This window comes from Geminocystis sp. M7585_C2015_104 (assembly GCA_015295805.1).
In the GTDB taxonomy this organism is placed as follows: domain Bacteria; phylum Cyanobacteriota; class Cyanobacteriia; order Cyanobacteriales; family Cyanobacteriaceae; genus DVEF01.
Genome location: DVEF01000041.1, coordinates 91,195 through 117,422 on the forward strand (window position 1 = coordinate 91,195; position 26,228 = coordinate 117,422).

Here is a 26,228-nt window from a genome sequence, read left to right on the forward strand (position 1 = left end):
TTTATTATTATTCAAAAATCCCCCTAATCGAAAAAAAATCGAGTGACTACTTTCCGTTGTTCGTCAGCTTCTTTACAAGTCTGCAAGAGGGTATGACTGTCATGAAAGGCAAAACAAATCAGCTGCTGACAACGGGAAATAATCTCTCGATTACAAATAGCACTAGCCTCGCCAAGGGAAAGATGATCGTTTTGCGGGTTTTCCACTAGGTGAATTACCTGTTTTAGTTGCTCTTGGGATTCCCTTGGCTGGCGAGACAGACTCTGAGGTAAAATAACAGTAAGCATGTTGGGGTCGGCGCGCATGGCTCCTCGGATGGCGGCAGCATTCGTGCCAGAGGCGCCAGAAGTGATGATCCTGTTACCCTGTAATACAAGAGCATAACTCATCATCTCGATCAAGTACTGATGAGTGATTGGCACATGACGGGAACCGAGAATAGCTATTTTCTTCCCGCCAGTCTGTTGAATAGCCGCCAACTCCTGTGCCAAGGTGTCGATTTTGGGAATCTCTAGTGATTGACTCAAAGACCGTCCACTGAACCTTAGTTTTTTCTTGATATTCTAACAGATAGTAGCTCCCACCCAGCCAACTTTCCCTCCATTTTTACCCCCGGTATTGCCTTTTCCCCTCCCGGGTGATATAATAGAAGGGTGCAGGGGCGTATAGCTCAGCTGGTTAGAGTGCATCGTTGACATCGATGAGGTCGCCCGTTCGAGCCGGGCTACGCCCATTTTTTTTTATGGGGGGAGAGGTAGAATGTTAGTTTATGGGGAACACTACCGCACCATCTGGCTGAAACCCGAGGACGACACTACAATACAAGTAATAGACCAACGGTATCTACCCCATCAGTTTGTCATTGAAGACTTGACCACCCTAGAAGAGGTGTGTGTAGCTATCCAGGAAATGCATGTGAGGGGTGCGGGGGTGATAGGGGCTACGGCAGCCTTTGGCATGTATATTGCCAGTGTAGAGGCACAGAAGAAGGGGATTACCCAAGTACAGTCTTTCTTGCAAGAAGCGGCTACCCTCCTGAAGGCCACTCGCCCTACCGCCGTTACCCTGTCTTGGGCGGTAAATCGGCAGTTACAAGCTATCGCTCCTTTAGGCAATAACATAGAGGCTATAAGGGAAACCACCCTGATGGTGGCCAAAGACATAGCGGAAGAGGATGTGGACTGTTGTCGTCGTATAGGGCAACACGGTGTTAAACTCATTGAGGGAATTAGCCAGAGAAAGGGAGGTGACACGGTTAATATCCTAACCCACTGTAATGCTGGCTGGTTAGGGTGTGTGGACTATGGTACAGCCACCGCCCCCATCTACCAAGCCCACAACCAGGGCATAAAAGTGCATGTTTGGGTGGATGAAACCCGTCCCAGAAACCAGGGCGCTAGCCTCACCGCCTGGGAGTTAGGGCAACAGGGGGTTCCTCATACCGTAATACCCGATAATACCGGCGGCCACCTGATGCAACATGGCATGGTAGATCTAGTAATTACAGGGTGTGATAGGGCTACATACACAGGGGATGTGGCAAACAAAATAGGCACTTATCTAAAGGCCCTTGCCGCCAAGGACAATAATATCCCCTTTTATGTGGCCCTTCCCTATTCCGCCTTCGATTGGGATATTGCTGACGGTATTACCCAAATACCCATTGAACAGCGGGACCCGCGAGAGGTAAAGTACGTAAGGGGTTTATGTGATGATGGTATAATCCGAGAAGTTTTAATTACACCCCCCTTCTCCCCAGCCGCCAACTATGGTTTTGATGTTACCCCTGCTCGTTTGATTACGGGTTTTATCACCGAAAGGGGTATTTGTCAAGCCACTACCGAGGGAATTTTTAGTCTTTATCCGGAAAAGAGAAAACAATCTTCCTATTAGGGGTCAGTTTATAGGGTTTAGTTTCTGGTGTCCCATGGATCCGTGGGGAAGTCCTGCTCCTTGGGTTTTTTCTCTTTTTCTTCCACTTTTTCCCCTTTTTCTGCCACTTTTTCCTCTTTTTCCTTTCTCACTTTGTATTCTCGGAGGGGGATAACATTATTTTTTTCTCCTGCTTCCAGGTATTCTAATAATAGTTTTTTGTTGTGTTTTGCTTGGACTAAATCAGGGGCGAATTCGCAGGCTTTTTCGTAGTAGTGTAATGCCATTCTATATTCTCCCCTTTCCATATAAATTAGTGCCAAATTGTAGTGAGCTTTTGCATAGGAAGGCAGCAATTCTATGGCTTTTTGATAGTTGGCTACTGCCCTTTCATTGTCTCCTAAATCCCTGTAAACTTTTCCGATATTGTAATAAGCCTTTGCCAAGGAAGGGTTCAGTTTCAATGCCTGTTGGTAGTCTGCCAATGCCCCTTCTTTATCTCCCAATTCGTAGCGGACATTGCCACAGTTATAAAAAGCCTGATAAAGATTTCTATTCAGTCTTATTACTTGGAGATAATCCTCAAAAGCTTTTAACAAATTCTTGGCTTTTTCATAGGCCAAAGCCCTCCTATAATAGGCATACGCCGACATGGGATTTACCCTTATTTCTTCGGAGAAATCAACTATAGCCCCCTGATAATCCTTGAGATTGTACTTTACAAATCCTCGCCAGTGATATGCTAATTCATAGTTAGGATTTAGTTCAATTGCCCTGTCCAAATCCTCTAAAGCCTTCTTCTCCTCCCCCAGTCGCCAATAGGCAATAGCCCTTAGCAAATAGGTTTTATAGTCCCGACTGTGGCTTTCCAGAATCTTATTGTAACAGTAAACCGCTCCCCTGTAATCTCCTTTCGAGTTACAAAAGTTTGCCCTCTCTAGATAGTCATTAGTCTCCAGCAACATTGATGATAAATAGGGTCTCAATCCCCCTGCGTACAAAAGGTCATTCACGGACAAGGACAGGGGAAATGTCTCCCTGCCATATAGCAGGTATTCGGAACAGTTAAACCCTGCAAAAACAACAGTAATATGCTGGGCATCTAGGGAAATATTGTCGGGCGAATATAAACAGAAAACCATTTGGTTTTGACCTAAATCATCAGCATAAAAAACCCACTTTGTATCCGAAATATTCCCAGTACATATCTTGACAATGATGCGAAAACGACGACTCTCCCTCAAGGCTAAAACAAGATAATCATTGACTATGTTTTTATCGGGATTTACCTCTACAAGCAAGTCTCCATAAACAAGAGAAATTGCGTGTCTGGCAATGCGATTTTTGAAGATATTTTGAGCTACAGTGGATGAAGAAAATGAATCATCATCGGCTTTCAAAATTTCCAGGGAATCCACAATGGAGGCAATGGCATCCCGAGAAATGGTTACATATTCGCCGAAAACATACTTTTCCTTGTAGGGCAAAAGGTTACCCCTCTTGAGACGAGAAATAAAATCTTTTTGTTGTTCCCTTAAAATGGCTTTTCCTTCCATTGCAAACACGCCAAAAACCTGCGCCCAGGCCTCATTATGTTTTTTTTTACGTATAATAGCTTCTCTGATAAAAAATGATAGCAAATAATGCCCCTGTGGCTAAATTGGCTTTTTAACTTTGGATGAACATTCTGGTAAAATGGAGGGCAGAGTAGAAGGGGAATTAGACGATAAACCATGGCAGATATCAAGCAGGAAAAGGGCAAGCAGGAAAAGAATTTAACAGAAGAAGAAAAACAAAAAATAATTGAGACGCTCAAACACAAAGAAGGATGTTGGGTAGATTGGGGGAAAGCCTGCCAAACCCTACAAGACAATGGCATGACAGAAGAAGAGATTTTTGAGAAGACAGGATTCCAAAGCAGCCATCAAAATCTGGTGATGGTTGCCAGCAAGGTATACGACAGTCTGGTAAAGGCAGAGGCAGAAGAGACATTGCTGGAGTATTATCGGGGCCCCCGCAGTGATATACTTTATGAACTAAGGATTTTAAATCTACAAGAGCGATTAGCCGCTGCCCGTTTGATTTACGAGAAAAAACTGGATGTAGATGCCGCCAAGGAGGTAGCCAAGGCGGTAAAAGAATTCTCCCGTCTCAGCCAACCACCGGCGGGTTTTAGTTTCCATCCCGGCGACGCAGTGGCCTACCAATACTGGAAAATGGCGCGTCAGAAGAAAGAGGTGGGGGAAAAGGCGCGTCTGATTGCCGAGGGGTTGAAATTTGCCCACACCGAAGCTGCTAGACAGAAAATCGAAACTCTTCTAACGGAATTGAATGTAGTCACCCCTAAAACCCCTTCGCCGCCACTGTTGCCCATATATCGTCTTGAGAGTGATGAAGAGTTGCCCTGTATTTTACCAGTAGTGGGAAGACTCCCCCTACAAGCCGAGGTACTCAAAAATATAACCCATTTAAAACCAAAAGGGCCCTTTGGGGTAGTAGAAGTGGAAACCAACAGCCGGGTGGTAACAATCCCCAGTTGGCAGGCAATACTAAAGGCAGAAAAACCAGTGGTCATATTCTGTCGGGGAAAAGACTTGCCCGGAAGTGTAAAAAACGAATCAGAAGAGTTGTTGGTGGTGGTAGACTTGGCTGTCACCCAGTGGGATATTAATCGTTATTTCCTAGTAGAGGGAAAAGAAGGAGACTTACAGTTACAATGGCTGTCTTCCCCCAGCCAGAAAATTCATGGACAGGTGGTGGTGATAGTCAAACCAAGAAAAATCCTTGATGAAGACAATCTCACCCAACCCTGGCAAATGGATGATTAACTTTCCGACGCCGGTATGTCTTTTTTCCTGGGTATCCTGGGGAAAGCCGGAGTATAGATGGATACACCAGTACTCAAAAGTTGATTGAGAGCCCTCAGTTGTTCGGCAGTGCCCATACAAATAAGGGTATCCCCGGCTTCTAGAATGGTACCACCAGTAGGGCCAGCAATCAAGATGCCATTGCGGCGACGAATGGCCACCACTAAAGCCCCGGTTTTAGCCCTCAGCCCCGCCTCCATGAGGCTTTGACCTATAAAAGGACAATCGTCCTCCTGCAGACGGAATTCCTCCAGGTAAAAGGATTTTTCTGTGCCACTTATAATCCCATCCACAAAATCCATCACCTGGGGGCGTAGGGCGGCAGCAGCCAGTCTCTTTCCCCCTGTAATATAAGGAGATACGACTGCATCGGCTCCAGCCCTTTGGAGTTTCTTAACCGCCTCCTCGGTACTGGCACGGGCTATTGCCCTAATATTAGGATTAAGGGTTTTAGCAGAAATAACAGTGTACAGGTTATCGGCATCAGAGGAGAGGGCAGCAATAATACAGGCAGCAGTGTCAATCCTGGCCAACAGGAGATATTCATCCAGGGTGGCATCCCCCTGAATGGCAAGATAGCCCATTTGAGTGGCCCTCTCCACCTCTTCTTTCTCAGAATCGATGACGATGAAGGGAATACCCTCAGCGGCAAATTCCTGGGCTACTACTGTCCCCATTCTGCCAAAACCACAGACAATATAATGTCCACTCAGTTTGTCTATCACTTTCCTTTTTTGTCTCAGACGTATACCTTCCTGAAAATAACCCTGAATAATTGCCTCCGTAAATCGGTTTACCATGTAGCCAATGGTAACTACACCGGCTACAATTAATACCATGGTAAACAGGCGGGAATGGGGTTTGAGAGGACGAATTTCCCCGAAACCCACTGTAGACAAGGTGATCATGGTCATGTAGGCGGCATCCAAAAAGGGCCACTTGTCCACCAACCAAAACCAAATGGTACCAGTAATAAACAACCCGGCGAGGATAACTACACTGCCAATCAATTCCCGCCTGATTCTCTGGTAATCTGGACTTAAAAAGTACTTGTGCTCATAGTCCCGCCCTTTTCGCCTCATCCCCCTCTCCCCTATTTACAGTCCACAATATTTTATATTTGCAAAACGACATGAGAAAATAGACTTATATCGCGCCAATACGAGCCTGTAATTGTAAACCCCAACAGAAGGAAGAAAGGAAAAAATGAGCGACAATTGGAGAAGCAAAGTCATAACCCAGGGGGTAGAAAGGACTCCCAATCGTGCTATGTTGAGGGCGGTGGGTTTTGGGGATGAGGACTTTCAAAAGCCCATCGTCGGTATAGCCAACGGCTACAGCACCATTACTCCCTGTAACATGGGGTTGAATGACTTGGCCAAGACGGCAGAATCCGTATTGCGGGAAGCCGGGGCAATGCCACAAATGTTCGGAACTATAACTGTAAGCGATGGTATCTCCATGGGCACGGAGGGGATGAAATACTCCCTGGTATCAAGAGAGGTGATTGCTGATGCCATAGAAACTGCCTGTAACGCCCAAAGTATGGATGGGGTAATTGCCATTGGCGGCTGTGACAAGAATATGCCTGGCGCCATGATTGCCATCGCCCGAATGAATATCCCCGCCATCTTTGTCTATGGAGGCACCATCAAACCTGGCCACTACAAGGGAAGGGATTTAACCATTGTAAGTGCCTTTGAAGCGGTAGGAGAGTACAGTGCCGGTAAAATCGACGAAACCGAACTGCGGGAGATCGAAAAACACGCTTGTCCTGGTGCTGGCTCTTGTGGTGGCATGTATACTGCTAATACCATGTCCTCCGCCTTTGAAGCCATGGGCATGAGTTTGCCCTATTCCTCCACTATGGCTGCAGAAGATCAGGAAAAAATCGATAGTACAGCTGAATCCGCTCGTGTTCTAGTAGAAGCCATCCGCAAACAAATTCGCCCCAGTGACATCCTCACCCGTAAGGCTTTTGAGAATGCCATTGCTGTCATCATGGCCGTCGGCGGCTCCACTAACGCTGTGTTACACCTGTTAGCTATTGCTAATACAATGGGAGTACCCCTCACCATAGACGACTTTGAAACCATTAGACAAAAGGTGCCCGTGTTGTGTGACCTTAAGCCCTCAGGACGCTATGTTACAGTGGACTTACACAAAGCCGGTGGTATACCCCAGGTGATGAAAATACTACTACAACAGGGTCTAATTCACGGGGATGCCCTTACCATCACCGGGAAAACCATTGCCGAGGTGTTGGAGGATGTGCCTCCCTCCCCCCCAGCAAATCAGGATGTCATCCGTCCGTGGGATAATCCTGTATACAAGGAGGGACACATAGCTATCCTCAAGGGAAATCTTGCCACGGAAGGGGCTGTGGCCAAAATCAGTGGTGTCAAAAATCCCGTAATCACTGGCCCCGCAAGAGTATTTGACTCCGAGGAGGAGTGTTTGGCGGCCATCCTGGCCGGCAAAATCCAAGCTGGAGATGTGATTGTAATACGATACGAAGGACCAGTGGGAGGTCCCGGCATGAGGGAAATGTTAGCTCCCACTTCTGCCATCATTGGTGCCGGTTTGGGAGACAAGGTAGGATTGATCACCGACGGTCGTTTCTCCGGTGGGACTTATGGGATGGTAGTAGGACACGTGGCACCAGAAGCTGCTGTGGGTGGCACTATCGCCCTAGTACAAGAAGGTGATAGTATTACCATCGATGCCTACCGTCGCTTATTACAGTTAAACGTTTCCGAGGAGGAGTTAAACCGTCGTCGGCAAAACTGGAAGCCACCACAACCCCGTTATCGCCGTGGAGTCTTAGCAAAATACGCCAAACTAGTATCCTCTAGTAGTCTAGGCGCCGTCACCGACTTAAATCTATTCTAATCACTCCTCCCCCGGCCCCCCACCGAAGGAGGTTGCCATGAGTCTCTCCCTAATAACCAACGCCCAAACCTATGGTGATAAAACCGCCATCATTGCCCAAGAGGGGGTTTTTAGCTACCGAGACTTGCTAGACGCCTCCCACCAGGTAGCAACCCTTCTGTTACAGGGGGAAAAGGATTTAAACTGCCAACGGGTGGCCTATGTTGTCCCCTCCGGTTTTACCCACGTGGCAGTACAATGGGGCATATGGCGCAGTGGCGGTATCGCAGTGCCCCTTTGTCCATCCCATCCCCTGCCAGAATGGGAATACGTCATCGATAACGCCCAGGTGTCAATCCTCGTCTCCTCCCCCCCCTTTGAAAGCCCCTGTCGAGATTTAGCTAGCCGTAAGGGGTTACGTTTCCTCTCCACCACGGAAATATCCCAAGTCATTACCCCCTCTCCTCTCCCCCTCCTTGACGACAATAGAGGCGCCCTTATCCTGTATACCAGCGGCACTACTGGCAAACCCAAGGGCGTTTTACATACCTTCAAAAGTCTTCTCGCCCAGGTAAACAGTCTTGTCACCGCCTGGGAGTGGACTAGTAGTGACCGTATTTTACATGTACTACCACTGCACCATATCCATGGGATAGTAAACGCCCTCACCTGTGCCCTATACAGTGGTGCCACATGTCATCTGTTGCCCAAATTTGAGGCGGAAACCGTTTGGCATCTGATAGCCCAGAAAAATTATACCCTCTTCATGGCAGTGCCCACTATTTATGTCAAACTGATAAACTACTGGCAACAGGCAGACGCCTCAACCCGCGGCAGACTGTCAGACGGTTGCAAATCCATGCGTCTGATGGTGTCGGGCTCAGCACCCTTGCCGGTCTCTGTACTACAAAAGTGGCAGGAAATCTCCGGCCATTTTCTCCTCGAGCGTTACGGCATGACGGAAATAGGCATGGCTTTATCTAATCCCCTCCATGGCAAACGTCTAGCTGGTTATGTGGGCACTGCTTTGCCGGGAGTAGAAGTGCGATTGGTGGATGAAAATGGGGTGGTAATCCAAGAAGATAACGTCGCTGGCGAAATACAAGTGAGGGGTGACACCGTTTTTTCCCAGTATTGGGCAAATCCAGAGGCCACCCGCCAAGCCTTCCAAGATGGCTGGTTTCGCACGGGAGATTTGGCTGTTAGGGAAAATGGCAATTATCGTATCCTCGGCAGAATCTCCACAGACATCATCAAAACCGGGGGTTACAAGGTATCCGCCCTAGAAATCGAAGAAGTTTTGCGCACCCATCCCTCTATTGTAGACTGTGCCGTTGTAGCTGTGCCAGACGCCGAGTGGGGCGAAAGAGTCTGTGTGGCAATTATAACAGAGGATAAACAGCTCACCCTGGAAAAACTTAGGGTTTGGGCAAAAGAAAGACTAGCCGTATACAAAATTCCCACCCGGATGGTGGTTGTCTCCCACTTCCCCCGCAATCCCATGGGTAAAGTGATTAAACCCGCCTTAAGACAACTGTTTGACCCACATGCTACCACCAGCCAGACGGGATAAATACTCCCTTTAAAGACAGCACCTTTTCCGGTTTCATTACATAACACCAGGCTAACTGCCACTCTTGAATTTCCTCATCATAGGCCATCACCTTCTCCCTTTCATACTCGTTGAGGGGAGAATTTTTTATGCCTGTATACCCCTCCAACAAGTCCAGATTTTTTAACTCCCTCTCCCCATGGACAAAGTACAACAAATAACCATATACCTTACCCCCTCCCCCTTCCTCCATCGTCATGGCCGGATAACCAAAAGGCAGATGATACAGTTTCCCCTTTGTCCAGGATTTATGTTCAGCTTTAGTTCTCCCCTGACAGTATACTCTATAATACACCCCACCTGGTTTCAGGGTGCCATACACGAATACCGGTAACATTTTCTCTTTACCCTCTCTCTTGGCTACGATTATAAATTCTTTGACATTTTCCTTCCCCAATTAGTATCAGAAAACACCATCTATTTGCCAGTAAAACTATCAGTTTTTAAGAAATGTAAAAAAAGCAGGGGGAAATACTAAGAGAAGTTTAAATCCAAACCCCACAGGCAACAGGAATTCTATTATGCACAATAGAATGAAAAAAAATAGGTGAGGACTGTTAACAAAAAATGACTGCTACTGTAACGGAAAAAGCAGAAACAAAAACCGTCAGCAAATCCCTCAAAATAGGCATCCCCAAGGAAATATACCCCAATGAGCGTAGGGTAGCCGCTACCCCGGATACCGCAGCCAAGTTGCAAAAACTGGGCTTTACCGTCTTGGTGGAGACAAAAGCCGGGGAAAACGCTGATTTTGACGACCGTCTCTACGAGGAAGTGGGATGTAAGATTGTCCACAGTAGGGAACAATTGTGGCAAGAAGCAGATATAATCCTAAAAGTGCGTCCGCCACAACCGGAAGAAGTAAACCTGTTAAGCCCTGGTAAAACCCTCATCGGCTTTATCTACCCCTCCCAAAACCCGGAATTACTACAACGGTTGAAAGAAAAGCAGGTCACCGTATTAGCCATGGACACCATTCCCCGCATCAGTAGGGCACAAAAAATGGATGCCCTCTCTAGCATGGCTAATATCGCCGGTTATCGCGCAGTTATCGAGGCGGCAAACCACTTCGGTAGATTCTTCACTGGCCAAATCACCGCTGCTGGAAAAGTACCTCCTGCTAAGGTTTTGGTAATTGGGGCAGGAGTAGCTGGTTTGGCCGCTATCGCCACCGCTAAAGGCTTGGGCGCTATTGTTCGCGCCTTTGATACCAGAAAGGTGGTAAAAGAAGAGGTAGAAAGTCTAGGGGGGGAATTTTTGGAATTGGACTTCCCAGAAGACGGCAGCGGCGAGGGCGGTTATGCCAAACCCATGAGTGAGGAGTTTATCCGCGCAGAAATGGCCCTATTCGCCCAACAAGCTAAAGAGGTTGATATTATTATCACCACCGCTCTCATCCCTGGCAAGCCAGCCCCCCGACTCATCACTGAAGAAATGGTGCGTAGTATGCGCCCAGGCTCGGTAATTGTAGACTTGGCTGCTGAACAAGGGGGTAACTGCGAGGTTACAAAACCCGGTGAAATATATCAGTACAATGGTGTAACTATTATAGGCCTCACCGATTTGCCCAGCCGCATGGCAAGTCAAGCCAGTCAGCTATATGGCACTAACCTCTGGCATCTTCTAAAAGATATGGGAGGCAACGACAACTTCCATATTGACATGGAGGATGAGGTAATCCGCGGCGCCTTGGTAGTCTATCAGGGGGAAATCACCTTCCCACCGCCAAAAGTACCTCAACCAACCCCCATCACCACATCCTCCACAACTCCTAAAGTAGTCTCCCTGGAAAAACACCAGGAGAAAAAACGCAGCAATAGCCTGGTTTGGATGATTTTGGCGGGTTTGGCCCTGCTGGGTGTCGGTTTAACTGCCCCAGAATCTTTCATGTCTCATCTTACCGTCTTCGTCTTGTCCATCTTCCTCGGTTGGCAAGTGATTTGGAATGTTACTCCCGCACTCCATACTCCCTTGATGAGTGTCACTAACGCCATCAGTGGGATTATTATTATCGGCGGCATGTTACAACTTTCTGGAAATGTCACCTCCCCCACCACCATCCTCGGCGCCATTGCCGTCTTTGTGGGCACTATTAATATCTCCGGCGGCTTCCTCGTTACCCAGAGGATGCTTCAAATGTTTAGAAAATAATCTCTATACTTGAATGATTCACCACACACAAAGGTATTTCTCCGCCTTTGTGTTTTTTTGTGTTATCTACTTCCATCTCGCCTCCTTACCCCCAGAGGCTATTACCAGAGGCTGTTAGAAAAATCTTTCCATCATACTCATCTTCACCAGAGAATTTATCAACAAAAAGGCAAATAATCCCCCCAGGCAAAAAAAAACTAAACTCCAGCTTTGGTGTGTTGTAGAGGCTAGGAGAATCCCGTTGAGGAAGGAAAACCCCGTAATACAGGCATAGATTAGAGTTTTCACCGCCAAATATATACTTTTAGCAATTCTCTCCTCCTCTAACGAGCGACACCGGATTTGTAATTCCCCCTCCCCTAAACGCTTCTGGAATTCATTAAACGCTCTCTCCCAACGAGGGGGTTTTTGCAATTGTTGTTGTAATAGCTTCTTGCCCTCCCTAGCAAACACTACTAGAATATTACCAGAACTGTTAGAGCGAGTTAGATTCCTTACAAAGGGTTGACTGGCCGCCAGTAGGCTATAATTGGAATCTAAAGTACGGGCAATGCCATCTAGTGTGGTTAAGGCTTTGATAACAAACGTCAACTGGGGTGGCAGACGAAAGGGTTGTTTTTCAAACATTTGATATATTTCTGCACTAATTTCCTTAAAGGCATTCACATCCAATGGCTTGTCTAAAAACCGATTCAACAAAAAACTAATCAGTCGCCTCACCGCCGTCATGTCACCCACCGGTTTAATTAACCCCATCTGGATTAGGGCCTCTAACACCCTGTCTGTGTCTTTTTGTAAAATAGCAAAAAATGTTTGTACCATCTGTTCCTTTGCTAAGACATTCACCTCTGCCATCGCCCCAAAATCATAAAATATGATTGCACCATCTTCTCTTACAGCCATGTTACCAGGATGGGGATCTGACTGAAAAAAGCCATCTTCTAATAGTTGTTTCAGGTAGGTGCAAACCCCCAACTCTATCAGTGGTTTTATTGGTATATTTTTTTCTATTAATGCCTCCCTGTCATCTATTTTTATCCCCGGCAAATACTCCATAGTTATGACTCTCTTTGTGGTGTATTCCCAATACACTTTTGGCACTACCACCCTCGGATTGTCCCGAAAATTGTAACTAAATCTTTCCGCATTTTCTCCCTCTTTTATGTAGTCTATCTCCCGGCTAAGAATTTCAAAAAAATCCTTGGCAATTAGGTCTATTTCGTATCTCCTAAAACCGGGTATAATGAGGTTGGCAATCCATATAATATTCTCTAAGGCCTTAAAGTCTACCTCAAACAGTTTATCCAGGTTTCTTCTTTGGACTTTCACCACCACTAGTTTCCCATTTTTTAACTTAGCACGATGCACCTGTCCCAAACTAGCTGCCGCTAGGGGCACCCTTTCAAAGAATTCAAAAATTTCCTCTATTTTCTTGCCTAATTCTTCCTCAATAATTCTTATGGCTTCTTCTGACAAAAATGGTGGTACCCTATCCTGTAGATTAGCCAATTCCTCCACGTATTCTAGGGGTATTAAATCTGGCCTGGTGGATAAAACCTGTCCAATTTTGATAAAGGTGGGTCCTAATTCCACCAGTTTTGCCACCAACCATCTTGCCCTTATCCGCCTCTGCAACTTGCCATTTTTTCCCCTTATAAAATCCCATGACAGTAGCAATATGAACTGCAAAACAGCCTTGGCAACCTCCCACTGTCGCCCCAAGAGAGAATATTCATCCCTTTGGTTATTTTTGTGACTAAATCCTCTCATTCCTTTCCTACATTGGGAAGAGTAATGGTAAAGGTGTTCTGATAGCAACCACTTTCCACTTTCGGCACACTGGAAACTGTAATAGCCCCATTTAAATTATCCACCCACAACTTCACTAATGCTAGTCCCAGCCCTGTACCACTATTGGTTACATTTGCGACCCTTTCCCCCTGGTAAAAGGGCGTAAATAATCGCTCTTGTTCCTTCTGAGATATTTCACTACCACAGTTGGTTATCCTAATAACTGTTGACGATTCTTCTGGTAATATTTCTAAGAATATCTTTGTTTTCTCCTCAGAAAATTTAATAGCATTTTGTAACAATTCCTTGAGGATTGATTCCAGAATATTAAAATCACTATATATATGCTTTTGCCTTATAATTTGCACTAATTCCAGCTGCTTTTCCTGCAAATTTTCCCTGAAGTTATTGGCCAGATTTTGCAGTAACTCCTCCCAGGATATTTTTTGGGCATAAATCGTAAGTTTATTCTCCCGCAGATTTTGAAGGTTAAGTAGATTTTCCACTAGGGCAATTTCTTTATCGCATTCTTTGGCCAAAATTTCTAAATAATTAGCTATTCTTTCCTCTTTGTTTATCAGTTTTAGCATCTTAATGCCCATCTTCATATTGGCCAGGGGCGTCTTTAAAGCATCACTTAGACTGGCAATAAATTGCTCCTTCATCTGATTAGCTTTCCTTAATTCCTCCACATATTTGCGCAGTTTTTGTCCTAACTTGGCCTGCACCTCTAGACTCACCTGTAGTTGGGATGTTCTTTCCTGTACCAAAGACTGTACCTTCGCCAAAGTTTGTTGATTAATCATGGCAGTGGCAATTTGTTTTGCCATCCACTTAACTACTTCTGTTTCTGCTGCTTGCCAACGTCTGTTATGCTTATTTTCTACCACCAATAAACCCAGAGTAATAGGCCTGGAAATTTCGGGGTTTCTTGCGTTAAAGATAGGGCAGATCAGAAGTGACTTTAGCCAGTTATAATCGAAAATCTCTTTTAATTCCTTTTCCTGGTTTAATCCCTCTAGGGATTCTAGCTCTTTTTTACTACATATTTTAACAATATCAGGAGCTTTTTGCCAACCATAGAAAGTCAAAAACGACTCAGATATATGGTAAGAAAAATTTGTTTCAATGCCTCCAATTTCTTTGGCAGAAGTGTAGTGAAAAAAGACCTCAACAGTGGTGGAACTTTTAACGTCTTGGGGGGAGTGAAAAGAGAAATTGTTGTATTTGAATTTCAACCCCAAGAGACGCTCAAATTTAAGAACTTTGGCGGTGTTAATAATTTCAGGCTCAAAAACAGAATCCATTGAGTGGGGGAAAACAAACAATTACAGCTAAGAGTAATTATACCCCCGGTTTAAAAGGTTAACTAATGAAAGGGCAATTTTGCCAGGGGGCTCGCTAAAATGAAAAAGTAGTTACGGACAAGAATGCCCCATGGACACTATTGTAATTCCCAAGTACTCCCTCGACAGGGATTGTACCACCCTGTCCCGTCACATTCTCCAACAATTAAACAACTATTCCGGTGAAGCCCAGGACCTGAGTGCTATAATGGGCCGGATAGGCTTAGCGGGAAAACTAATCGCCCGTCGTCTTAGTCGTGCCGGCTTGATGGACAATGTCTTGGGGTTTACGGGGGAGAGTAACATCCAAGGGGAGTTGGTGAAGAAAATGGACGTTTATGCCAACGAAGTGTTTATATCTGTTTTCAAACATAGTGGTCTAGTATGTAGACTAGCCTCAGAGGAGATGGAAAAACCGTTTTATATACCGGAAAATTGCCCCATTGGACGTTACACCCTATTGTACGACCCCATTGACGGCTCTTCCAACGTGGATATAAATCTAAATGTAGGCTCAATTTTCTCCATCAGACAACAAGAAGGGGAAGACTTAGACGGCAAGGCAGAAGACTTGTTACAGGATGGGAGGAAACAGGTAGCAGCGGGGTATATCCTCTATGGCCCGGCTACTGTGTTGGTATATACCATGGGCAGAGGGGTACACTCCTTCCTTTTAGATCCTAGTTTAGGGGAGTTTATTCTGGCAGAGGAAAATATCCGTATCCCCGAACATGGTTCAGTGTACAGTGTTAACGAGGGGAATTTCTGGCACTGGGATGAGGGATACCGTAATTATATCCGTTATGTCCACCGTCACGAAGGCTATACAGGGCGTTACACTGGTGCTTTGGTGGCAGATGTCCATCGCATTCTCACCCAAGGGGGCGTATTTTTGTACCCCGGCAGCACAGATAAACCAGAGGGGAAACTCAGACTCTTGTACGAAGTAGCCCCTCTTGCTTTTATAATTGAACAGGCTGGGGGCAAGGCCACCAATGGGCGAGAGAATATACTAGACATAGTACCAAAAAGTCTGCACCAGCGGACTCCTGTTATTCTGGGTAGCCCTAAAGATGTAGAGTTAGTACAATCCTTCCTTCTCTGAGGGGGTTAGGCATGTGGGGGCGGGGGTAGATGAAGAGACTACCAGGGGTGCGCCCGCCTTCCATTTACTTGAGAAAATTTACTAATAAATAGGATGAGAAAAAGGGAAGAGGAGGCGGGGTGTAGGAGTTTATGACTACAAACACCCATCAATCAGAAACCCTCAAGGGGCAAGGGACTTGTGATTTATATTAGCCCCTGCTTATTCCTCCATAGGGAAGATGCCATCGGCCATTTCTACTTCTTCCTCAGTGGAGGTGGTGCTGGTGAGACTGACGTTTTTGATTTCCAACTCGGCTTTGACTTTTTTTTCAATAGCCTCTGCGATGTCGGGATTGTCTTCTAGGTACTTAACAGCATTGTCTCTGCCCTGAGCGATGTTTTCCCCTTCGTAGCTATACCATGTTCCCCTGCGAGTGATTATACCAGTTTTTTCTGCCAGGTCCAAAAGACAACCCACCCTGGATATACCCGAACCGAAGATAATATCAAATTCTGCCACCCGGAAAGGGGGGGCTACCTTATTTTTAGCAACCTTTACCTTGGCCCTTATCCCGTATTCTCCGTCAGTGCCCCTTTTAAGGGTTTGAACACGACGAATATCTAGTCTTACAGAAGCGTAGAATTTCAGGGCAGTGCCCCCTGTAGTTACTTCTGGGTTACCATAGCTGACACCAATTTTTTGACGTAATTGGTTGAGGAAGATGACCGTTGCCCCGGATTTACCTATGTTGCCGGCAATTTTCCGCAACGCTTTACTCATCAAACGGGCCTGTAATCCAACCTGATTGTCACTCATTTCCCCCTCAATTTCTGCCCGAGGCACCAGGGCCGCTACTGAATCTACTACAACTATGTCTACAGCTGCACTACGAACTAGCTGGTCTACGATTTCTAGGGCGGCTTCCCCATGATCTGGTTGTGCCACCAGCAAATTGTCCACATCTACCCCCAAGGCAGCAGCATAGGCCGGATCTAATGCATGTTCTGCATCCACGAAAGCGGCAACGCCTCCACTTTTCTGCACTTCGGCGATGGCATGTAGGGCAAGGGTAGTTTTCCCGGAACTTTCTGGGCCATAGATTTCGATAATCCTGCCCTTAGGATAGCCGCCACCCATGGCCAAATCTAGAGTCAGGGCGCCACTGGGGATGGTTTCCACCTTCATTTTTGTGGCATCCCCCAAACGCATAATAGAGCCCTTGCCAAAATTCCTCTCTATTTGGCTTAGTACCAAATTTAGTGCCTTTTCCCTTTCGGGATTGTGAGTAACTGTACTTGTTGCCATAGCTGCGCTGACGCCTCTTAATTATAGTGTGCTCCTCTTTCCCCGACACCACTCGTCTTCCAGACTCCCCAGTCGACTGTTGTCCTCCACCAGTTGGTGCCCAGGGGTATTAACATCCTATCTCAATTTTCCCCGATTTGCCATTCTCTCTGTATTATTTGTGTAAACAAATAAATGGAACCAGGGTAACTGCCAGTAAAAGCATCAGTGAGGAAAGGGCTATTCCTGCCCTTTCAAGTTTTTTCAGCAAGGGCAACACCTGGTGCTGGAATACTAGTTTATCCCGGTAGTGCAATTCTACGGGCTTTTCCCACACCTGGCCGTCATACCAGCTAGATTCCTCGTAGACTATGAAGCTTTTTACTAGGCGATCTCCTACATAACGCCATCCCAGGTATAGACGAATCAAGACAAAGGCCACAAATAGACAACCCCCTAGGCTACTTGCCACCAGAAAACTCAGGGTTTGCCGAGAGGGAGTAAAACTGGCGGCGGCAATGGGGGCACAAATTAATAGACTACCTCCCCATACCCATAATAGTTTCCTTATAAATGGCCCCCATGGCAAACTCGCCCAACTGAAAAACCAAGACTGTTTCAACTCCTGGTATTCATTAATAGGCAATTGTTCCTGGGGCACCGGACAAGTCCTGGTGGGTTGTTCACTCATAAATCCCCTATCTATACGGCCACATTTAAGTCAACTGGAACTGAGGAGTATATATAACCCTTTCTGCCCCTCCCCAAAAGGCTTCCAGGTTGTAGTATCTTCTTACTTCCGGCAGGAAAATATGGACAATTACATCCCCATAGTCATGGAGAATCCAGTTACCCTCATTTTTCCCCTCAATCCGCAGTGGTGTTAGCCGGAATTTTTCCTCTATTTTTGTTTCAATGGAGTTAGATATTGCCTTCAACTGCGGTTGGGAAAAACCCGTCATTATCACGAAATAGTCCGTCACATAAGATAGTTTTTCCACATTCAACAGGACAATATCTTCTGCCTTGCGCTCGTCTCCTGCAGCGGCAATAGCCAAAGCCAATTCCTTGCTATCTACTTTTGGGCGTTTTTCTAGTTCTAGTCTCCCTTCAGTCATTCACTCCCTAACTATTTTTTTTTCTACTATTATATCATCCTCCTTCCCGGTGGCATCCTCCCTTTATATTTTTTAATTTATGCTTATCGGGGGGCATCACTTGGCGATCCCCCCGCAATTTCAGTTAAAAGGAAATAGAAAAATACGGATATACGAACTTTAAATTTCTCGAATACCGAACTTCACACTCCCAGAAACAATTGTACAATGAAGGTGTCAGGTAAGAGGAGAACGCCAAGATTTGGGGTTTTCTCCAGTTACCTGATTTTCACAAGTTTGACCATTTTTATAAGATGAAAAAAAGATTAAGAAGAGGAGGTAACCATATGGCATTGGTACGTTGGGACCCTTTCCGGGAAATTGAAATGGTAAGACGTCAAATGGACCGTTTATTTGATGAACTAATGCCCACTCTAAGAGAACCAGTGGACAGAATGTCCTTTGTTCCCGCCGCGGAATTGGAAGAAACTGGGGATGCTTTCCACCTGAAATTAGAAATTCCCGGCATTGATCCCAAAGACTTGAATGTAGAAGTGTCCGCAGACTCCGTAAGCATTAGTGGGGAAAGAAGAGAGGAAACCAGAAGTGAAGAAAAAGGTGTAACTCGCACTGAATTCCGTTATGGCAAATTCCAAAGAGTAATTCCTCTCTCCACTCGCATTCAAACTGACAAAGTACAAGCAGAGTACAAGAATGGTATCCTCAAATTAACTCTCCCCAAAGCGGAGGAAGAAAAACACAAAGTAGTCAAAATTAACGTGGTTTGATTCCTAGACGAGGTACATCCTCTTGTTTGAATAATCCCTGGAGGTGGTAGGAGAGAGGATGAAAAATTCCCCCCCTATTCCCACCTCTATTTATGTAGCTAATTAGGAGTAATAAACTATGACATCCCCCTACGCTAAACCGCCAGAAAAATGCGTCTCTGCCACCTTTAAGGAGGAGAAAAAGCTAGAAGATGCCATCAGGCGCCTCTTGAATCGAGGAGTGCCCAAGGAGAATATCTCCATTATTGGTCGTAATTTCCAATCCCAGTCCCGTATTACTGGCTTTTTGACCAAAAAAGACGTTATCCTGGATGGCCTTACCAGCGGCGCCATCTACGGCTCCCTCTTCGGCTCCCTTTTAAGTCTGTTGACGGGGGTGGGAGTACTGTTTATCCCCTTCATCGGTGCTGTGGTGGCCGCAGGACCATTGGCAGCAGCCTTACTGGGGGCTACCAGTGGCGCTCTATATGGGGCCCTAGGCGCAGGCTTGGGCTCGGCCTTAATCTCCCTGGGCATGCCTCAGGATAAGGCGGCCATCTATCAAACCCGTGTTCAAGCAGGAGAGTTCCTCTTGGTGGTAGAGGTGCCAGCGGAGAAATACGGTGAAATCTTCCTCTTACTACAAGCTGCCGGTGGCGAGGAAGTGGCCGTCACCGACATGCAAATACCCCGTCAACCAGAGGGGACCCTCACTAGCAATGAACAGATTTCCCCAGAAATGAGGGCAGACCTCTCTGAAGAGGCTCAGAGTGAATTCCTCCAGACCTACAACCAGTCCCTCCAACAGTCCAATGACATCACCAAGGCCCTATTTAAGGCTTGGGAAAGGATAAAAAGCCTTTTTGAGCGGGACGAGAATGGGACTTATTCCAAACGTAAGTCTGATTAGTCAGTGGTGGGGGGTTTTGGGGGCATTAGTCAATTCCCGGTAATGGGGTGAAGAAAGGCGTACTTGTCAATCCATGGCAGTAGGGGTGACCATATTGCTAGGGGCCTTTGCCCTCAAGGGGGATTGTTTGGCGATTGGAGGTAGTGACAATGGGCATGGGTACTGACTTCAAAGACTATTATGAAATTCTAGGTGTAAGTAAAAACGCCACCACGGAGGAAATCAAAAAGGCATACCGTCGTCTAGCCCGGAAGTACCATCCTGACCTCAATCCGGGAGACAAGGAGGCAGAAAGAAAATTCAAGGAGATCAACGAAGCCCATGAGGTTTTGTCTGATCCGGAAAAACGTCGCAAATACGACCAGTTTGGCCAGTATTGGCAACAGGCGGAAAGAGGTCAGGGGGTAGGATTTGGCAACTTCGACTTCGACTTCAGTGGCTATACCAGTTTTGATGACTTCATCAACGAGTTACTGGGTCGTTTCGCCGGCGGTAGGGGAAGGCGAGTATATACCTATCGTACCAGTGGCCCAGGAGGCTTTCGAGAATATGTAGAATTCGGTGGCGGTGATCCTTTCTCTACCTTCACTGAAACTACCCCCCAAGATGCAGAGGCTAGCATCTCCCTAAGCTTCTCCGAGGCTTTTAGGGGTACTCAAAAACGTTTACAAATAGGTTCGGAAACCGTCACCGTCAGAATTCCACCTGGCGCTAAACCTGGTAGTCGTATCCGCCTCAGAGGTAAAGGACGACTCAATCCCTTCACTGGCGAAAGGGGAGATTTATACCTTACCATCGAATTACAGCCTCACCCCTTCTTCAAATTCGACGGTGATAACCTCACCTGTGAAATCCCTATAACCCCAACAGAGGCGGTGCTTGGCGCCACCATCGACGTGCCCACCCCCGACGGCAAGGTGAAAATGACTATCCCAGCCGGCGTCGACTCCGGACAACTGTTGCGTCTCCGTGGTAAGGGTTGGCGGAATCCTAAGGGCGATCGCACCGACCTACTGGTTAGGGTGAAAATCGTCACCCCCAAAAACCTCTCCCCCATGGAAAGGGAATACTACGAAAAACTACAAAAATTCCAAAACTTCGATCCCCGTCAAAACATAGTCAACATAAGCCTCTGAGCCCCCCAGTTATTATTTTCTAGAGCCGTTAACTTCGTTAAAAATGATTTATCTTCCCGTCACTGTCTTACTGTTTCTGATTTTTATCCTCCTTTTGCCCTTCTTCTGGATAGCTATTGCCCTGGATGTAGTGGAGATAGCAGTGGCCAAACTGGGCTTTTCCCCCGCGGTGGCTTTTTTTCTTTTTATGTCTGTAATTCTGGGTAGCACAATCAATATACCCCTCTATGAAAGGGTATCCCAGATAGCCCTAATGCCCGATTTTATCGACCTCTGGCTAGCCCGGTTTTGGGGTATTCCCCTGAGGCAGATTGAACAAAAAACCATTGTAGCCCTCAATGTAGGCGGCGGCCTAATCCCTACCCTGCTGGCTATCTACCAGTTTACCCGTGCCAACCCCCTATTCATCCTTTTTACCACTGCTATCGTCACCTTTGTCAGCTATTATTCCGCTCAAATAGTGCCTGGGATAGGGATACAAATGAATGCATTGGTAGCACCTCTCACCGCCGCTATGGTATCCCTCCTGTTAACTGGTGGCGAGGGGGCACCCCCCATTGCCTTTGCCGGGGGCGTCTTGGGCACTCTTATCGGTGCTGATTTGTTACACCTGCCTGAAATAGAACGTATGACTCCCGGTGTCCTCAGTATCGGCGGGGCGGGCGTATTCGATGGTATTGCCCTCTGCGGCTTGTTTGCCCTTCTTCTCACCTGATTTTCCCCCTCCAATAATTGTTAAAGTATAAGTGTTAAGTTTTGCAACAGGACTTATCCCATCATGTTGGAACTATATCAATTTGAACTATCTCAGTACTCCGAAAAAGTTAGACTTATCCTGGACTACAAGGGGTTAGAATACAAGAAGATCGAAGTTACTCCCGGTATTGGTCAACTGGAAGTATTTAGAATTTCGGGACAACGACAAGTACCGGTATTAAAGGATGGCGACACGGTAATAGCCGACTCCACCGCCATCGCCTTTTATTTGGAGCGCAAATACCCTGAAAGGCCTATAATTCCGGAAGATCCTGTTGCCAAGGGCAAGTGTTTATTGCTGGAAGACTGGGCAGACGAGTCTTTGGGCATCAAAGGGCGTAAAGCCTTCATTGGTGCCCTTAATTATTATCCTGAATTCCGCAAGTCCTTCCTACCCAAGGATACCCCCGACATTCTCAAAAATGTCATTACTGCCTTTCCCCCAGACATCCTTAGAATTATAGGCACTGGTGTAGGCCTTGGGGTAGACATCTTTAAAGAGGCCGAGAAGGAATTAAAACGAGTTTTAGAGGCTTTAACCCTTATACTCCAATCACAACCCTATCTTACCGGCGACCAACCCACCCTTGCCGACTTGACCGTTGCTGCCCTTTCCACTATCATTAAATTCCCCCCTGTCCGTTACTATGACGTTAACATCGAGATAGAAGGCAAGGGAATCCCTGGGATTGCCGATAATCCCGCCTATCAGCCTTTCTTTGAATGGCGCGATCGTCTCTATGCCACCTACCGTCAACCCGTAAGTAAATCCTCCAGCGATGGCTCCAGCTCCGGTAGCAACAATGGTGACAAGCCTACTACAATAGAGATCGAGTAGTCTTTAACACAACTAATCTTTTATACTATCCCCTTCCTCTTTGGGGGATAGGTTTTCTTTGTTTTTCTCCCCGTTTTTTCTTCCGCCCGCCTATGGATTTTCTCATCCCCGGTAGCGACTTTTTTTCCTGGATCTCTTACGCCCAAACTCTGGCTAAACAACATAATATTACTTCTCGTGAATTAGAGCTATTGGTCACACATTTTACCGACCTTTCTTCTCTGGATTTGAAGCTAAAAAAATATCGGCAAAAGCCCTACATAAATAGCAAAATATCTTGGGAAAAACTGAAAGAACTTTGGGAATTAAGAGTTACAAAGAGAACTCCAATCCAGTATATAATAGGGGAATGCTATTGGCGCAATTTCAGCTTGACAGTCACCCCCGATGTCCTTATACCTCGTCCAGAAACGGAATTAATCATAGATTTAGCACTGGAAAAAACTGAAGAATACCCTCATCTGCGCCAAGGAAAATGGCTGGATCTAGGCACCGGTAGTGGCGCTATTGCCGTCGCTCTGGCTCAGGTGTTCCCTAATGCAGAAATCGTAGCCGTTGACAGAAGCGAAAAAGCACTAAATATAGCTAAACAAAATGCCCAAAGGCTGGGGCTTTCTGAAAGAATTAAATTCTACAAAGGCTCTTGGTTTGAGCCTATCAAAGAACAGAAAAATAGCTTCAGTGGTATCCTCTCTAACCCACCCTATATCCCCACCAGCGAAATAGCCTCATTGCAACCAGAAATAGCCAATCACGAGCCAATAATAGCATTAGATGGCGGGGAAGACGGGCTGCAAGCCATAAGAGAAATAGTAGAACAATCCCCACAATTTTTGCAGGATAACGGCATTCTAATTCTGGAAATAATGACAGGACAGGGAAAGATGGTAGAAGAAATTATTAAACAAAAAGGCCAATATACAGACATGGAAATTCGTAAAGATTTAGCAGGTTTGGAAAGATTTGCCATCGCCCGAAAAACCCCACATCAAGGAGAATAATCTCAATCCCTCACCAGCTGTAATTAGCCGTTTAAGAAAAGGTTAAAAAAAAATACAAATAGGGGGAAAATTCTGTTAACATATACCGTGTATAGCAAATCGAGCACTCTTGTCGAGGGCATGCAGCTGTAAAAGGGCATAAATAAAAAGGCATAAATAAAAAGGTTAGAAGGAAGTAAATATGAGGGAAAATCAAAACCGGGCACCACAAACCCATTCCCCCCAGGCAGATAAACCAAGGGAAGCATGCGGCATTTTTGGCATCTACGCCCCAGGGGAGGCAGTGGCTAAACTCACCTACTTCGGCCTATACGCCCTACAACATAGAGGTCAAGAATCCGCCGGAATCGCCACCTTTGACCAAGAGGGCAACTGCTATTGCCACAAAGATATGGGTCTAGTGCCCCAAGTCTTCACCGAGTCCATTATAACTAGTCTGCAGGGTCACATAGCAGTAGGCCATACTCGTTATTCTACCACCGGCTCCAGTGTAAAAGTCAATGCCCAACCCGCAGTAGTACAAACTCGTCTCGGCCAATTAGCTCTGGCACATAATGGCAATCTTGTCAATACCATGGAACTAAGGGCGGAACTGGATAGGCGCAATTGTAAGTTCCAAACCACCACCGACTCGGAAATGATTGCTATAATGATGGGACAAGAGGTGGACAGTGGGAAGGATTGGGTGAGTGCCGCCATCGCCGCCTTCCAGTGGTGTCAGGGGGCATATAGTCTGGTTATTGGCACCCCCGACGGCCTGATTGGGGCAAGAGATCCCTATGGAGTTCGTCCTCTAGTAATAGGTCTTCTGAAAACGGGAAATGGCACCCCCCGCTACGTATTGGCCTCAGAAACCTGTGCCCTCGACATCATTGGCGCTGAATACCTTAGAGAGGTGAGGCCAGGAGAGTTGGTGTGGATTACCGAACAGGGTTTGACCTCTCAACAATGGAGTCCTTCTCGGCCTAAATTGTGTATTTTTGAGATGATTTATTTTGCCCGCCCGGACAGTATTGTGGGAAAAGACAGTCTGTATGCCTATCGTCTGCGTCTAGGGGAACAATTGGCTAGAGAATCCTACAGCCCTGCCGACATCGTCATAGGAGTCCCTGATTCCGGTATTCCCGCTGCCATTGGCTACTCCCGTCAGTCCGGCATCCCCTATCAGGAGGGATTGATTAAAAACCGCTATGTGGGGCGCACCTTCATCCAACCCACCCAAAGCATGCGAGAACATGGCATACGCATGAAACTTAACCCCCTCAGGGACGTTTTAGAGGGCAAAAGGGTAATAATCATTGACGATTCCATCGTGCGAGGCACCACCAGTAAAAAAATTGTCCGCGCCCTCCGAGAAGCCGGCGCCAGAGAAGTGCACATGAAAATTTCTTCTCCCCCTGTAACTCATCCATGTTTCTATGGTATTGACACAGACAGTCAGGAGCATCTCATAGCCGCCACCAAGTCTGTAGAAGAAATTGCCCGTCAGATAGAGGTGGATTCCCTGGCCTACCTCTCGGAAGAGGGCATGCTAAAAGCTACAGGCATTGAGCCCGAAAATTTCTGTACTGCCTGTTTTAATGGCAGATACCCCATCGAAGTCCCAGACAACGTAAAACGCTCTAAACTGATGCTAGAAACCGTCAACTTTTAATTTTTTTCAGCTTCTCCCAGGCCAAACGGTATTTTTGCAGTCTTTGCCAGTCTTTTTCCGAAAGAGGGGCAGGGAGTCTAGTAATGTCCATGTTGTCCTGCAAGTCAGCCAGTTTCACTTCCACCGCCAGAGGGTTTTGGCTAATCCTGTCAATGTACTCCTCATAAGACTCCCCCTCCCTGTGAGTCAAACAGGCCAATGCCTCCAAAATCTCCTGAGGGAAGCCTTCCCTTTCCAAGTCTGCCAATGTCCAATTACTGTCCTCTACTACGTCATGCAACACCGCCACCATCTTCCCCTTCAGCGAACTTACCCTCAACATTAGTGTAATGGGGTGCAACACATAGGGCAGTCCATTCTTCTGTCTTTGATGCCGATGGGCGGCCACCGCAATCTCAATTGCCCTTTCCAACAGCTCACTCTCGTCCTTTCCCATTGTCTTCCTCCCTTGGCAAATACACTCCTCCCTTGTCAGGGTAACCTGTTTTAGGTTATAATCTATAGGGGAGCAAGGAGAGATGGCTGAGTGGTCGAAAGCGGCTTCCTGCTAAGAAGTTGTGGGGCCAAAAGCTCCACCGGGGGTTCGAATCCCCCTCTCTCCGTTCCCATCCCCCCCTCAGGAAAGGGGCAATTGGGTCTGTGGGACTAGTGCTGGTTGGCTGCCTATCCAACAGGGTCGGGGTTTCCCGCTTTTAGTGGCAACGGTAACTTAGGCTGGTGGGAAAAACTGGTTGGAAGAAAATGTCAAACCCGCGTGGGGTGGACCCCTAGGTCTTCTAATAGGCCTTCTGGGGGGGTTGGTGTGCTGGTGAGGAATTAGGGCTCTTCTTCTAGGCCTTGGGGGGGCTTGTCGCCTTTCTAGCCGCAAACCTAAGGCCGTTAGAAGGGCCTCCCCGTATCTTTCTATAACCTACCCTACTACCACCACTCTTCAAATAAATGCCCTTGAACGTAATTCCCGGCCCCACTTGGCCCTTATCTTTGTTCCCTTTTTCTTGTTCTTCCTTACCGACCCCCTTGCCCTTGACCAAAAAAACACACTCTCCCCCGCCGTCCCGGGGGCTATGAGAAACACTCGAAAGGACCTTAGCCGGTTTTAGCTATACAAAGGAGCAAACCCCCTGTGTTTTGGGGTCCACCTCAAATCGGAGCGGCGGGATTTGAACCCACGACCACCACTACCCCAAA

General features: G+C 46.7%; 24 protein-coding genes and 2 tRNA genes. 15 read left to right on the top strand and 11 right to left on the bottom strand.

Annotated elements, in window-relative coordinates; all coding sequences use genetic code 11:
* Positions 1 to 23 precede the first annotated feature (23 nt).
* Positions 24 to 527, bottom strand: coding sequence for a DNA-processing protein DprA (locus IGQ44_05035; GenBank protein HIK37338.1), 504 nt, complete (start codon positions 525 to 527; stop codon positions 24 to 26).
* Positions 528 to 659: 132 nt separating this feature from the next.
* On the opposite strand from IGQ44_05035, the gene IGQ44_05040 reads away from it, so the two are divergent.
* Together IGQ44_05040 and mtnA are read left to right on the top strand one after the other, a co-directional pair.
* Positions 660 to 733 (top strand) — tRNA-Val (locus IGQ44_05040).
* 26 nt (positions 734 to 759) lie between these two features.
* Positions 760 to 1,893: an S-methyl-5-thioribose-1-phosphate isomerase gene (mtnA, locus tag IGQ44_05045; GenBank protein ID HIK37339.1), complete on the top strand. Its 1,134-nt coding sequence runs from the start codon at positions 760 to 762 to the stop codon at positions 1,891 to 1,893.
* A 17-nt stretch (positions 1,894 to 1,910) separates the two neighbouring features.
* Here the strand turns inward: mtnA and IGQ44_05050 are convergent, their stop codons facing one another.
* Complete coding sequence (locus IGQ44_05050; GenBank protein HIK37340.1) at positions 1,911 to 3,428, bottom strand: tetratricopeptide repeat protein; 1,518 nt, start codon at positions 3,426 to 3,428, stop codon at positions 1,911 to 1,913.
* A 177-nt stretch (positions 3,429 to 3,605) separates the two neighbouring features.
* On the opposite strand from IGQ44_05050, the gene IGQ44_05055 reads away from it, so the two are divergent.
* The gene (locus tag IGQ44_05055; protein HIK37341.1) at positions 3,606 to 4,700 is read left to right on the top strand and encodes a hypothetical protein; all 1,095 of its coding nucleotides are present in this window, start codon (positions 3,606 to 3,608) and stop codon (positions 4,698 to 4,700) included.
* Here IGQ44_05055 and IGQ44_05060 read toward each other — a convergent pair.
* Positions 4,697 to 5,821 (bottom strand): potassium channel protein, encoded by a 1,125-nt coding sequence (locus IGQ44_05060; GenBank protein HIK37342.1) that lies wholly within the window; start codon positions 5,819 to 5,821, stop codon positions 4,697 to 4,699. The two genes, IGQ44_05055 and IGQ44_05060, sit on opposite strands and share 4 nt — an antisense overlap.
* Positions 5,822 to 5,945: 124 nt before the next feature.
* Here IGQ44_05060 and ilvD point away from each other — a divergent pair, with 124 nt between their 5' ends.
* Together ilvD and IGQ44_05070 are read left to right on the top strand one after the other, a co-directional pair.
* Positions 5,946 to 7,631 (top strand): dihydroxy-acid dehydratase, encoded by a 1,686-nt coding sequence (gene ilvD, locus IGQ44_05065; GenBank protein HIK37343.1) that lies wholly within the window; start codon positions 5,946 to 5,948, stop codon positions 7,629 to 7,631.
* Positions 7,632 to 7,668: 37 nt separating this feature from the next.
* The gene (locus IGQ44_05070) at positions 7,669 to 9,183 is read left to right on the top strand and encodes an acyl-CoA synthetase (GenBank protein ID HIK37344.1); all 1,515 of its coding nucleotides are present in this window, start codon (positions 7,669 to 7,671) and stop codon (positions 9,181 to 9,183) included.
* Here the strand turns inward: IGQ44_05070 and IGQ44_05075 are convergent.
* Complete coding sequence (locus IGQ44_05075; GenBank protein HIK37345.1) at positions 9,161 to 9,559, bottom strand: gamma-glutamylcyclotransferase; 399 nt, start codon at positions 9,557 to 9,559, stop codon at positions 9,161 to 9,163. The two genes, IGQ44_05070 and IGQ44_05075, sit on opposite strands and share 23 nt — an antisense overlap.
* Before the next feature lie 230 nt (positions 9,560 to 9,789).
* Between IGQ44_05075 and pntA the strand changes: the two genes are divergently transcribed.
* Positions 9,790 to 11,373, top strand: coding sequence for a Re/Si-specific NAD(P)(+) transhydrogenase subunit alpha (gene pntA, locus IGQ44_05080; GenBank protein HIK37346.1), 1,584 nt, complete (start codon positions 9,790 to 9,792; stop codon positions 11,371 to 11,373).
* 114 nt (positions 11,374 to 11,487) lie between these two features.
* Here the strand turns inward: pntA and IGQ44_05085 are convergent, their stop codons facing one another.
* Together IGQ44_05085 and IGQ44_05090 are read right to left on the bottom strand one after the other, a co-directional pair.
* Positions 11,488 to 13,143, bottom strand: a complete 1,656-nt coding sequence (locus IGQ44_05085; protein ID HIK37347.1) for an AarF/ABC1/UbiB kinase family protein — start codon at positions 13,141 to 13,143, stop codon at positions 11,488 to 11,490.
* Positions 13,140 to 14,471 (bottom strand): HAMP domain-containing histidine kinase, encoded by a 1,332-nt coding sequence (locus IGQ44_05090; GenBank protein ID HIK37348.1) that lies wholly within the window; start codon positions 14,469 to 14,471, stop codon positions 13,140 to 13,142. Before IGQ44_05090 ends, IGQ44_05085 begins: the two co-directional genes overlap by 4 nt.
* Positions 14,472 to 14,601: 130 nt before the next feature.
* Here IGQ44_05090 and fbp point away from each other — a divergent pair, with 130 nt between their 5' ends.
* Positions 14,602 to 15,615 carry a class 1 fructose-bisphosphatase gene (fbp, locus tag IGQ44_05095; protein HIK37349.1) on the top strand — a complete coding sequence of 338 codons (1,014 nt, stop codon included), beginning with the start codon at positions 14,602 to 14,604 and terminating at the stop codon, positions 15,613 to 15,615.
* Positions 15,616 to 15,816: 201 nt separating this feature from the next.
* Here fbp and recA read toward each other — a convergent pair whose 3' ends face one another.
* The 3 genes from recA to rsfS all read right to left on the bottom strand — a co-directional run bounded on the left by recA (position 15,817) and on the right by rsfS (position 17,999).
* Positions 15,817 to 16,902 carry a recombinase RecA gene (recA, locus tag IGQ44_05100; GenBank protein ID HIK37350.1) on the bottom strand — a complete coding sequence of 362 codons (1,086 nt, stop codon included), beginning with the start codon at positions 16,900 to 16,902 and terminating at the stop codon, positions 15,817 to 15,819.
* Positions 16,903 to 17,056: 154 nt separating this feature from the next.
* Positions 17,057 to 17,572, bottom strand: a complete 516-nt coding sequence (locus tag IGQ44_05105; GenBank protein ID HIK37351.1) for a CGLD27 family protein — start codon at positions 17,570 to 17,572, stop codon at positions 17,057 to 17,059.
* A gap of 25 nt (positions 17,573 to 17,597) precedes the next feature.
* On the bottom strand, positions 17,598 to 17,999 hold the full coding sequence (gene rsfS / locus IGQ44_05110; protein ID HIK37352.1) for a ribosome silencing factor: 402 nt from the start codon (positions 17,997 to 17,999) through the stop codon (positions 17,598 to 17,600).
* Positions 18,000 to 18,325: 326 nt separating this feature from the next.
* Here rsfS and IGQ44_05115 point away from each other — a divergent pair, with 326 nt between their 5' ends.
* The 5 genes from IGQ44_05115 to IGQ44_05135 all read left to right on the top strand — a co-directional run bounded on the left by IGQ44_05115 (position 18,326) and on the right by IGQ44_05135 (position 22,385).
* Positions 18,326 to 18,766 carry an Hsp20/alpha crystallin family protein gene (locus IGQ44_05115; GenBank protein ID HIK37353.1) on the top strand — a complete coding sequence of 147 codons (441 nt, stop codon included), beginning with the start codon at positions 18,326 to 18,328 and terminating at the stop codon, positions 18,764 to 18,766.
* Between the two features lie 118 nt (positions 18,767 to 18,884).
* Positions 18,885 to 19,655, top strand: coding sequence for a ChaB family protein (locus IGQ44_05120; GenBank protein ID HIK37354.1), 771 nt, complete (start codon positions 18,885 to 18,887; stop codon positions 19,653 to 19,655).
* A gap of 149 nt (positions 19,656 to 19,804) precedes the next feature.
* Positions 19,805 to 20,791 (top strand): J domain-containing protein, encoded by a 987-nt coding sequence (locus IGQ44_05125; protein HIK37355.1) that lies wholly within the window; start codon positions 19,805 to 19,807, stop codon positions 20,789 to 20,791.
* Between the two features lie 43 nt (positions 20,792 to 20,834).
* Positions 20,835 to 21,506 carry a DUF1614 domain-containing protein gene (locus IGQ44_05130; protein HIK37356.1) on the top strand — a complete coding sequence of 224 codons (672 nt, stop codon included), beginning with the start codon at positions 20,835 to 20,837 and terminating at the stop codon, positions 21,504 to 21,506.
* A 63-nt stretch (positions 21,507 to 21,569) separates the two neighbouring features.
* On the top strand, positions 21,570 to 22,385 hold the full coding sequence (locus tag IGQ44_05135) for a glutathione S-transferase family protein (GenBank protein HIK37357.1): 816 nt from the start codon (positions 21,570 to 21,572) through the stop codon (positions 22,383 to 22,385).
* Between the two features lie 20 nt (positions 22,386 to 22,405).
* Here IGQ44_05135 and IGQ44_05140 read toward each other — a convergent pair whose 3' ends face one another.
* The gene (locus tag IGQ44_05140) at positions 22,406 to 22,549 is read right to left on the bottom strand and encodes a hypothetical protein (protein ID HIK37358.1); all 144 of its coding nucleotides are present in this window, start codon (positions 22,547 to 22,549) and stop codon (positions 22,406 to 22,408) included.
* On the opposite strand from IGQ44_05140, the gene prmC reads away from it, so the two are divergent.
* Together prmC and IGQ44_05150 are read left to right on the top strand one after the other, a co-directional pair.
* Complete coding sequence (gene prmC / locus IGQ44_05145; GenBank protein ID HIK37359.1) at positions 22,478 to 23,386, top strand: peptide chain release factor N(5)-glutamine methyltransferase; 909 nt, start codon at positions 22,478 to 22,480, stop codon at positions 23,384 to 23,386. The two genes, IGQ44_05140 and prmC, sit on opposite strands and share 72 nt — an antisense overlap.
* Positions 23,387 to 23,567: 181 nt before the next feature.
* A complete protein-coding gene (locus IGQ44_05150; protein ID HIK37360.1) occupies positions 23,568 to 25,040 on the top strand; it encodes an amidophosphoribosyltransferase in 1,473 nt (490 codons plus the stop codon).
* On the opposite strand, the gene IGQ44_05155 is transcribed toward IGQ44_05150, so the two are convergent.
* Positions 25,030 to 25,476 (bottom strand): GTP pyrophosphokinase, encoded by a 447-nt coding sequence (locus IGQ44_05155; protein HIK37361.1) that lies wholly within the window; start codon positions 25,474 to 25,476, stop codon positions 25,030 to 25,032. The two genes, IGQ44_05150 and IGQ44_05155, sit on opposite strands and share 11 nt — an antisense overlap.
* Positions 25,477 to 25,552: 76 nt before the next feature.
* Between IGQ44_05155 and IGQ44_05160 the strand changes: the two genes are divergently transcribed.
* Positions 25,553 to 25,642: transfer RNA gene (locus tag IGQ44_05160), tRNA-Ser, on the top strand.
* Positions 25,643 to 26,228: the final 586 nt, after the last annotated feature.

Coding starts and splice junctions, on each gene's coding strand:
- recA (HIK37350.1), bottom strand. CDS start 16,902: ATGGCAACAAGTACAGTTACTCACAATCCCGAAAGGGAAAAGGCACTA.
- IGQ44_05135 (HIK37357.1), top strand. CDS start 21,570: ATGTTGGAACTATATCAATTTGAACTATCTCAGTACTCCGAAAAAGTT.
- ilvD (HIK37343.1), top strand. CDS start 5,946: ATGAGCGACAATTGGAGAAGCAAAGTCATAACCCAGGGGGTAGAAAGG.
- IGQ44_05050 (HIK37340.1), bottom strand. CDS start 3,428: ATGGAAGGAAAAGCCATTTTAAGGGAACAACAAAAAGATTTTATTTCT.
- IGQ44_05070 (HIK37344.1), top strand. CDS start 7,669: ATGAGTCTCTCCCTAATAACCAACGCCCAAACCTATGGTGATAAAACC.
- IGQ44_05130 (HIK37356.1), top strand. CDS start 20,835: ATGATTTATCTTCCCGTCACTGTCTTACTGTTTCTGATTTTTATCCTC.
- IGQ44_05155 (HIK37361.1), bottom strand. CDS start 25,476: ATGGGAAAGGACGAGAGTGAGCTGTTGGAAAGGGCAATTGAGATTGCG.
- IGQ44_05060 (HIK37342.1), bottom strand. CDS start 5,821: ATGAGGCGAAAAGGGCGGGACTATGAGCACAAGTACTTTTTAAGTCCA.
- IGQ44_05125 (HIK37355.1), top strand. CDS start 19,805: ATGGGCATGGGTACTGACTTCAAAGACTATTATGAAATTCTAGGTGTA.
- IGQ44_05085 (HIK37347.1), bottom strand. CDS start 13,143: ATGAGAGGATTTAGTCACAAAAATAACCAAAGGGATGAATATTCTCTC.
- IGQ44_05075 (HIK37345.1), bottom strand. CDS start 9,559: ATGTTACCGGTATTCGTGTATGGCACCCTGAAACCAGGTGGGGTGTAT.
- IGQ44_05055 (HIK37341.1), top strand. CDS start 3,606: ATGGCAGATATCAAGCAGGAAAAGGGCAAGCAGGAAAAGAATTTAACA.
- mtnA (HIK37339.1), top strand. CDS start 760: ATGTTAGTTTATGGGGAACACTACCGCACCATCTGGCTGAAACCCGAG.
- IGQ44_05150 (HIK37360.1), top strand. CDS start 23,568: ATGAGGGAAAATCAAAACCGGGCACCACAAACCCATTCCCCCCAGGCA.
- prmC (HIK37359.1), top strand. CDS start 22,478: ATGGATTTTCTCATCCCCGGTAGCGACTTTTTTTCCTGGATCTCTTAC.
- IGQ44_05120 (HIK37354.1), top strand. CDS start 18,885: ATGACATCCCCCTACGCTAAACCGCCAGAAAAATGCGTCTCTGCCACC.
- IGQ44_05115 (HIK37353.1), top strand. CDS start 18,326: ATGGCATTGGTACGTTGGGACCCTTTCCGGGAAATTGAAATGGTAAGA.
- IGQ44_05090 (HIK37348.1), bottom strand. CDS start 14,471: ATGGATTCTGTTTTTGAGCCTGAAATTATTAACACCGCCAAAGTTCTT.
- rsfS (HIK37352.1), bottom strand. CDS start 17,999: ATGACTGAAGGGAGACTAGAACTAGAAAAACGCCCAAAAGTAGATAGC.
- IGQ44_05105 (HIK37351.1), bottom strand. CDS start 17,572: ATGAGTGAACAACCCACCAGGACTTGTCCGGTGCCCCAGGAACAATTG.
- pntA (HIK37346.1), top strand. CDS start 9,790: ATGACTGCTACTGTAACGGAAAAAGCAGAAACAAAAACCGTCAGCAAA.
- IGQ44_05140 (HIK37358.1), bottom strand. CDS start 22,549: ATGTTGTTTAGCCAGAGTTTGGGCGTAAGAGATCCAGGAAAAAAAGTC.
- fbp (HIK37349.1), top strand. CDS start 14,602: ATGGACACTATTGTAATTCCCAAGTACTCCCTCGACAGGGATTGTACC.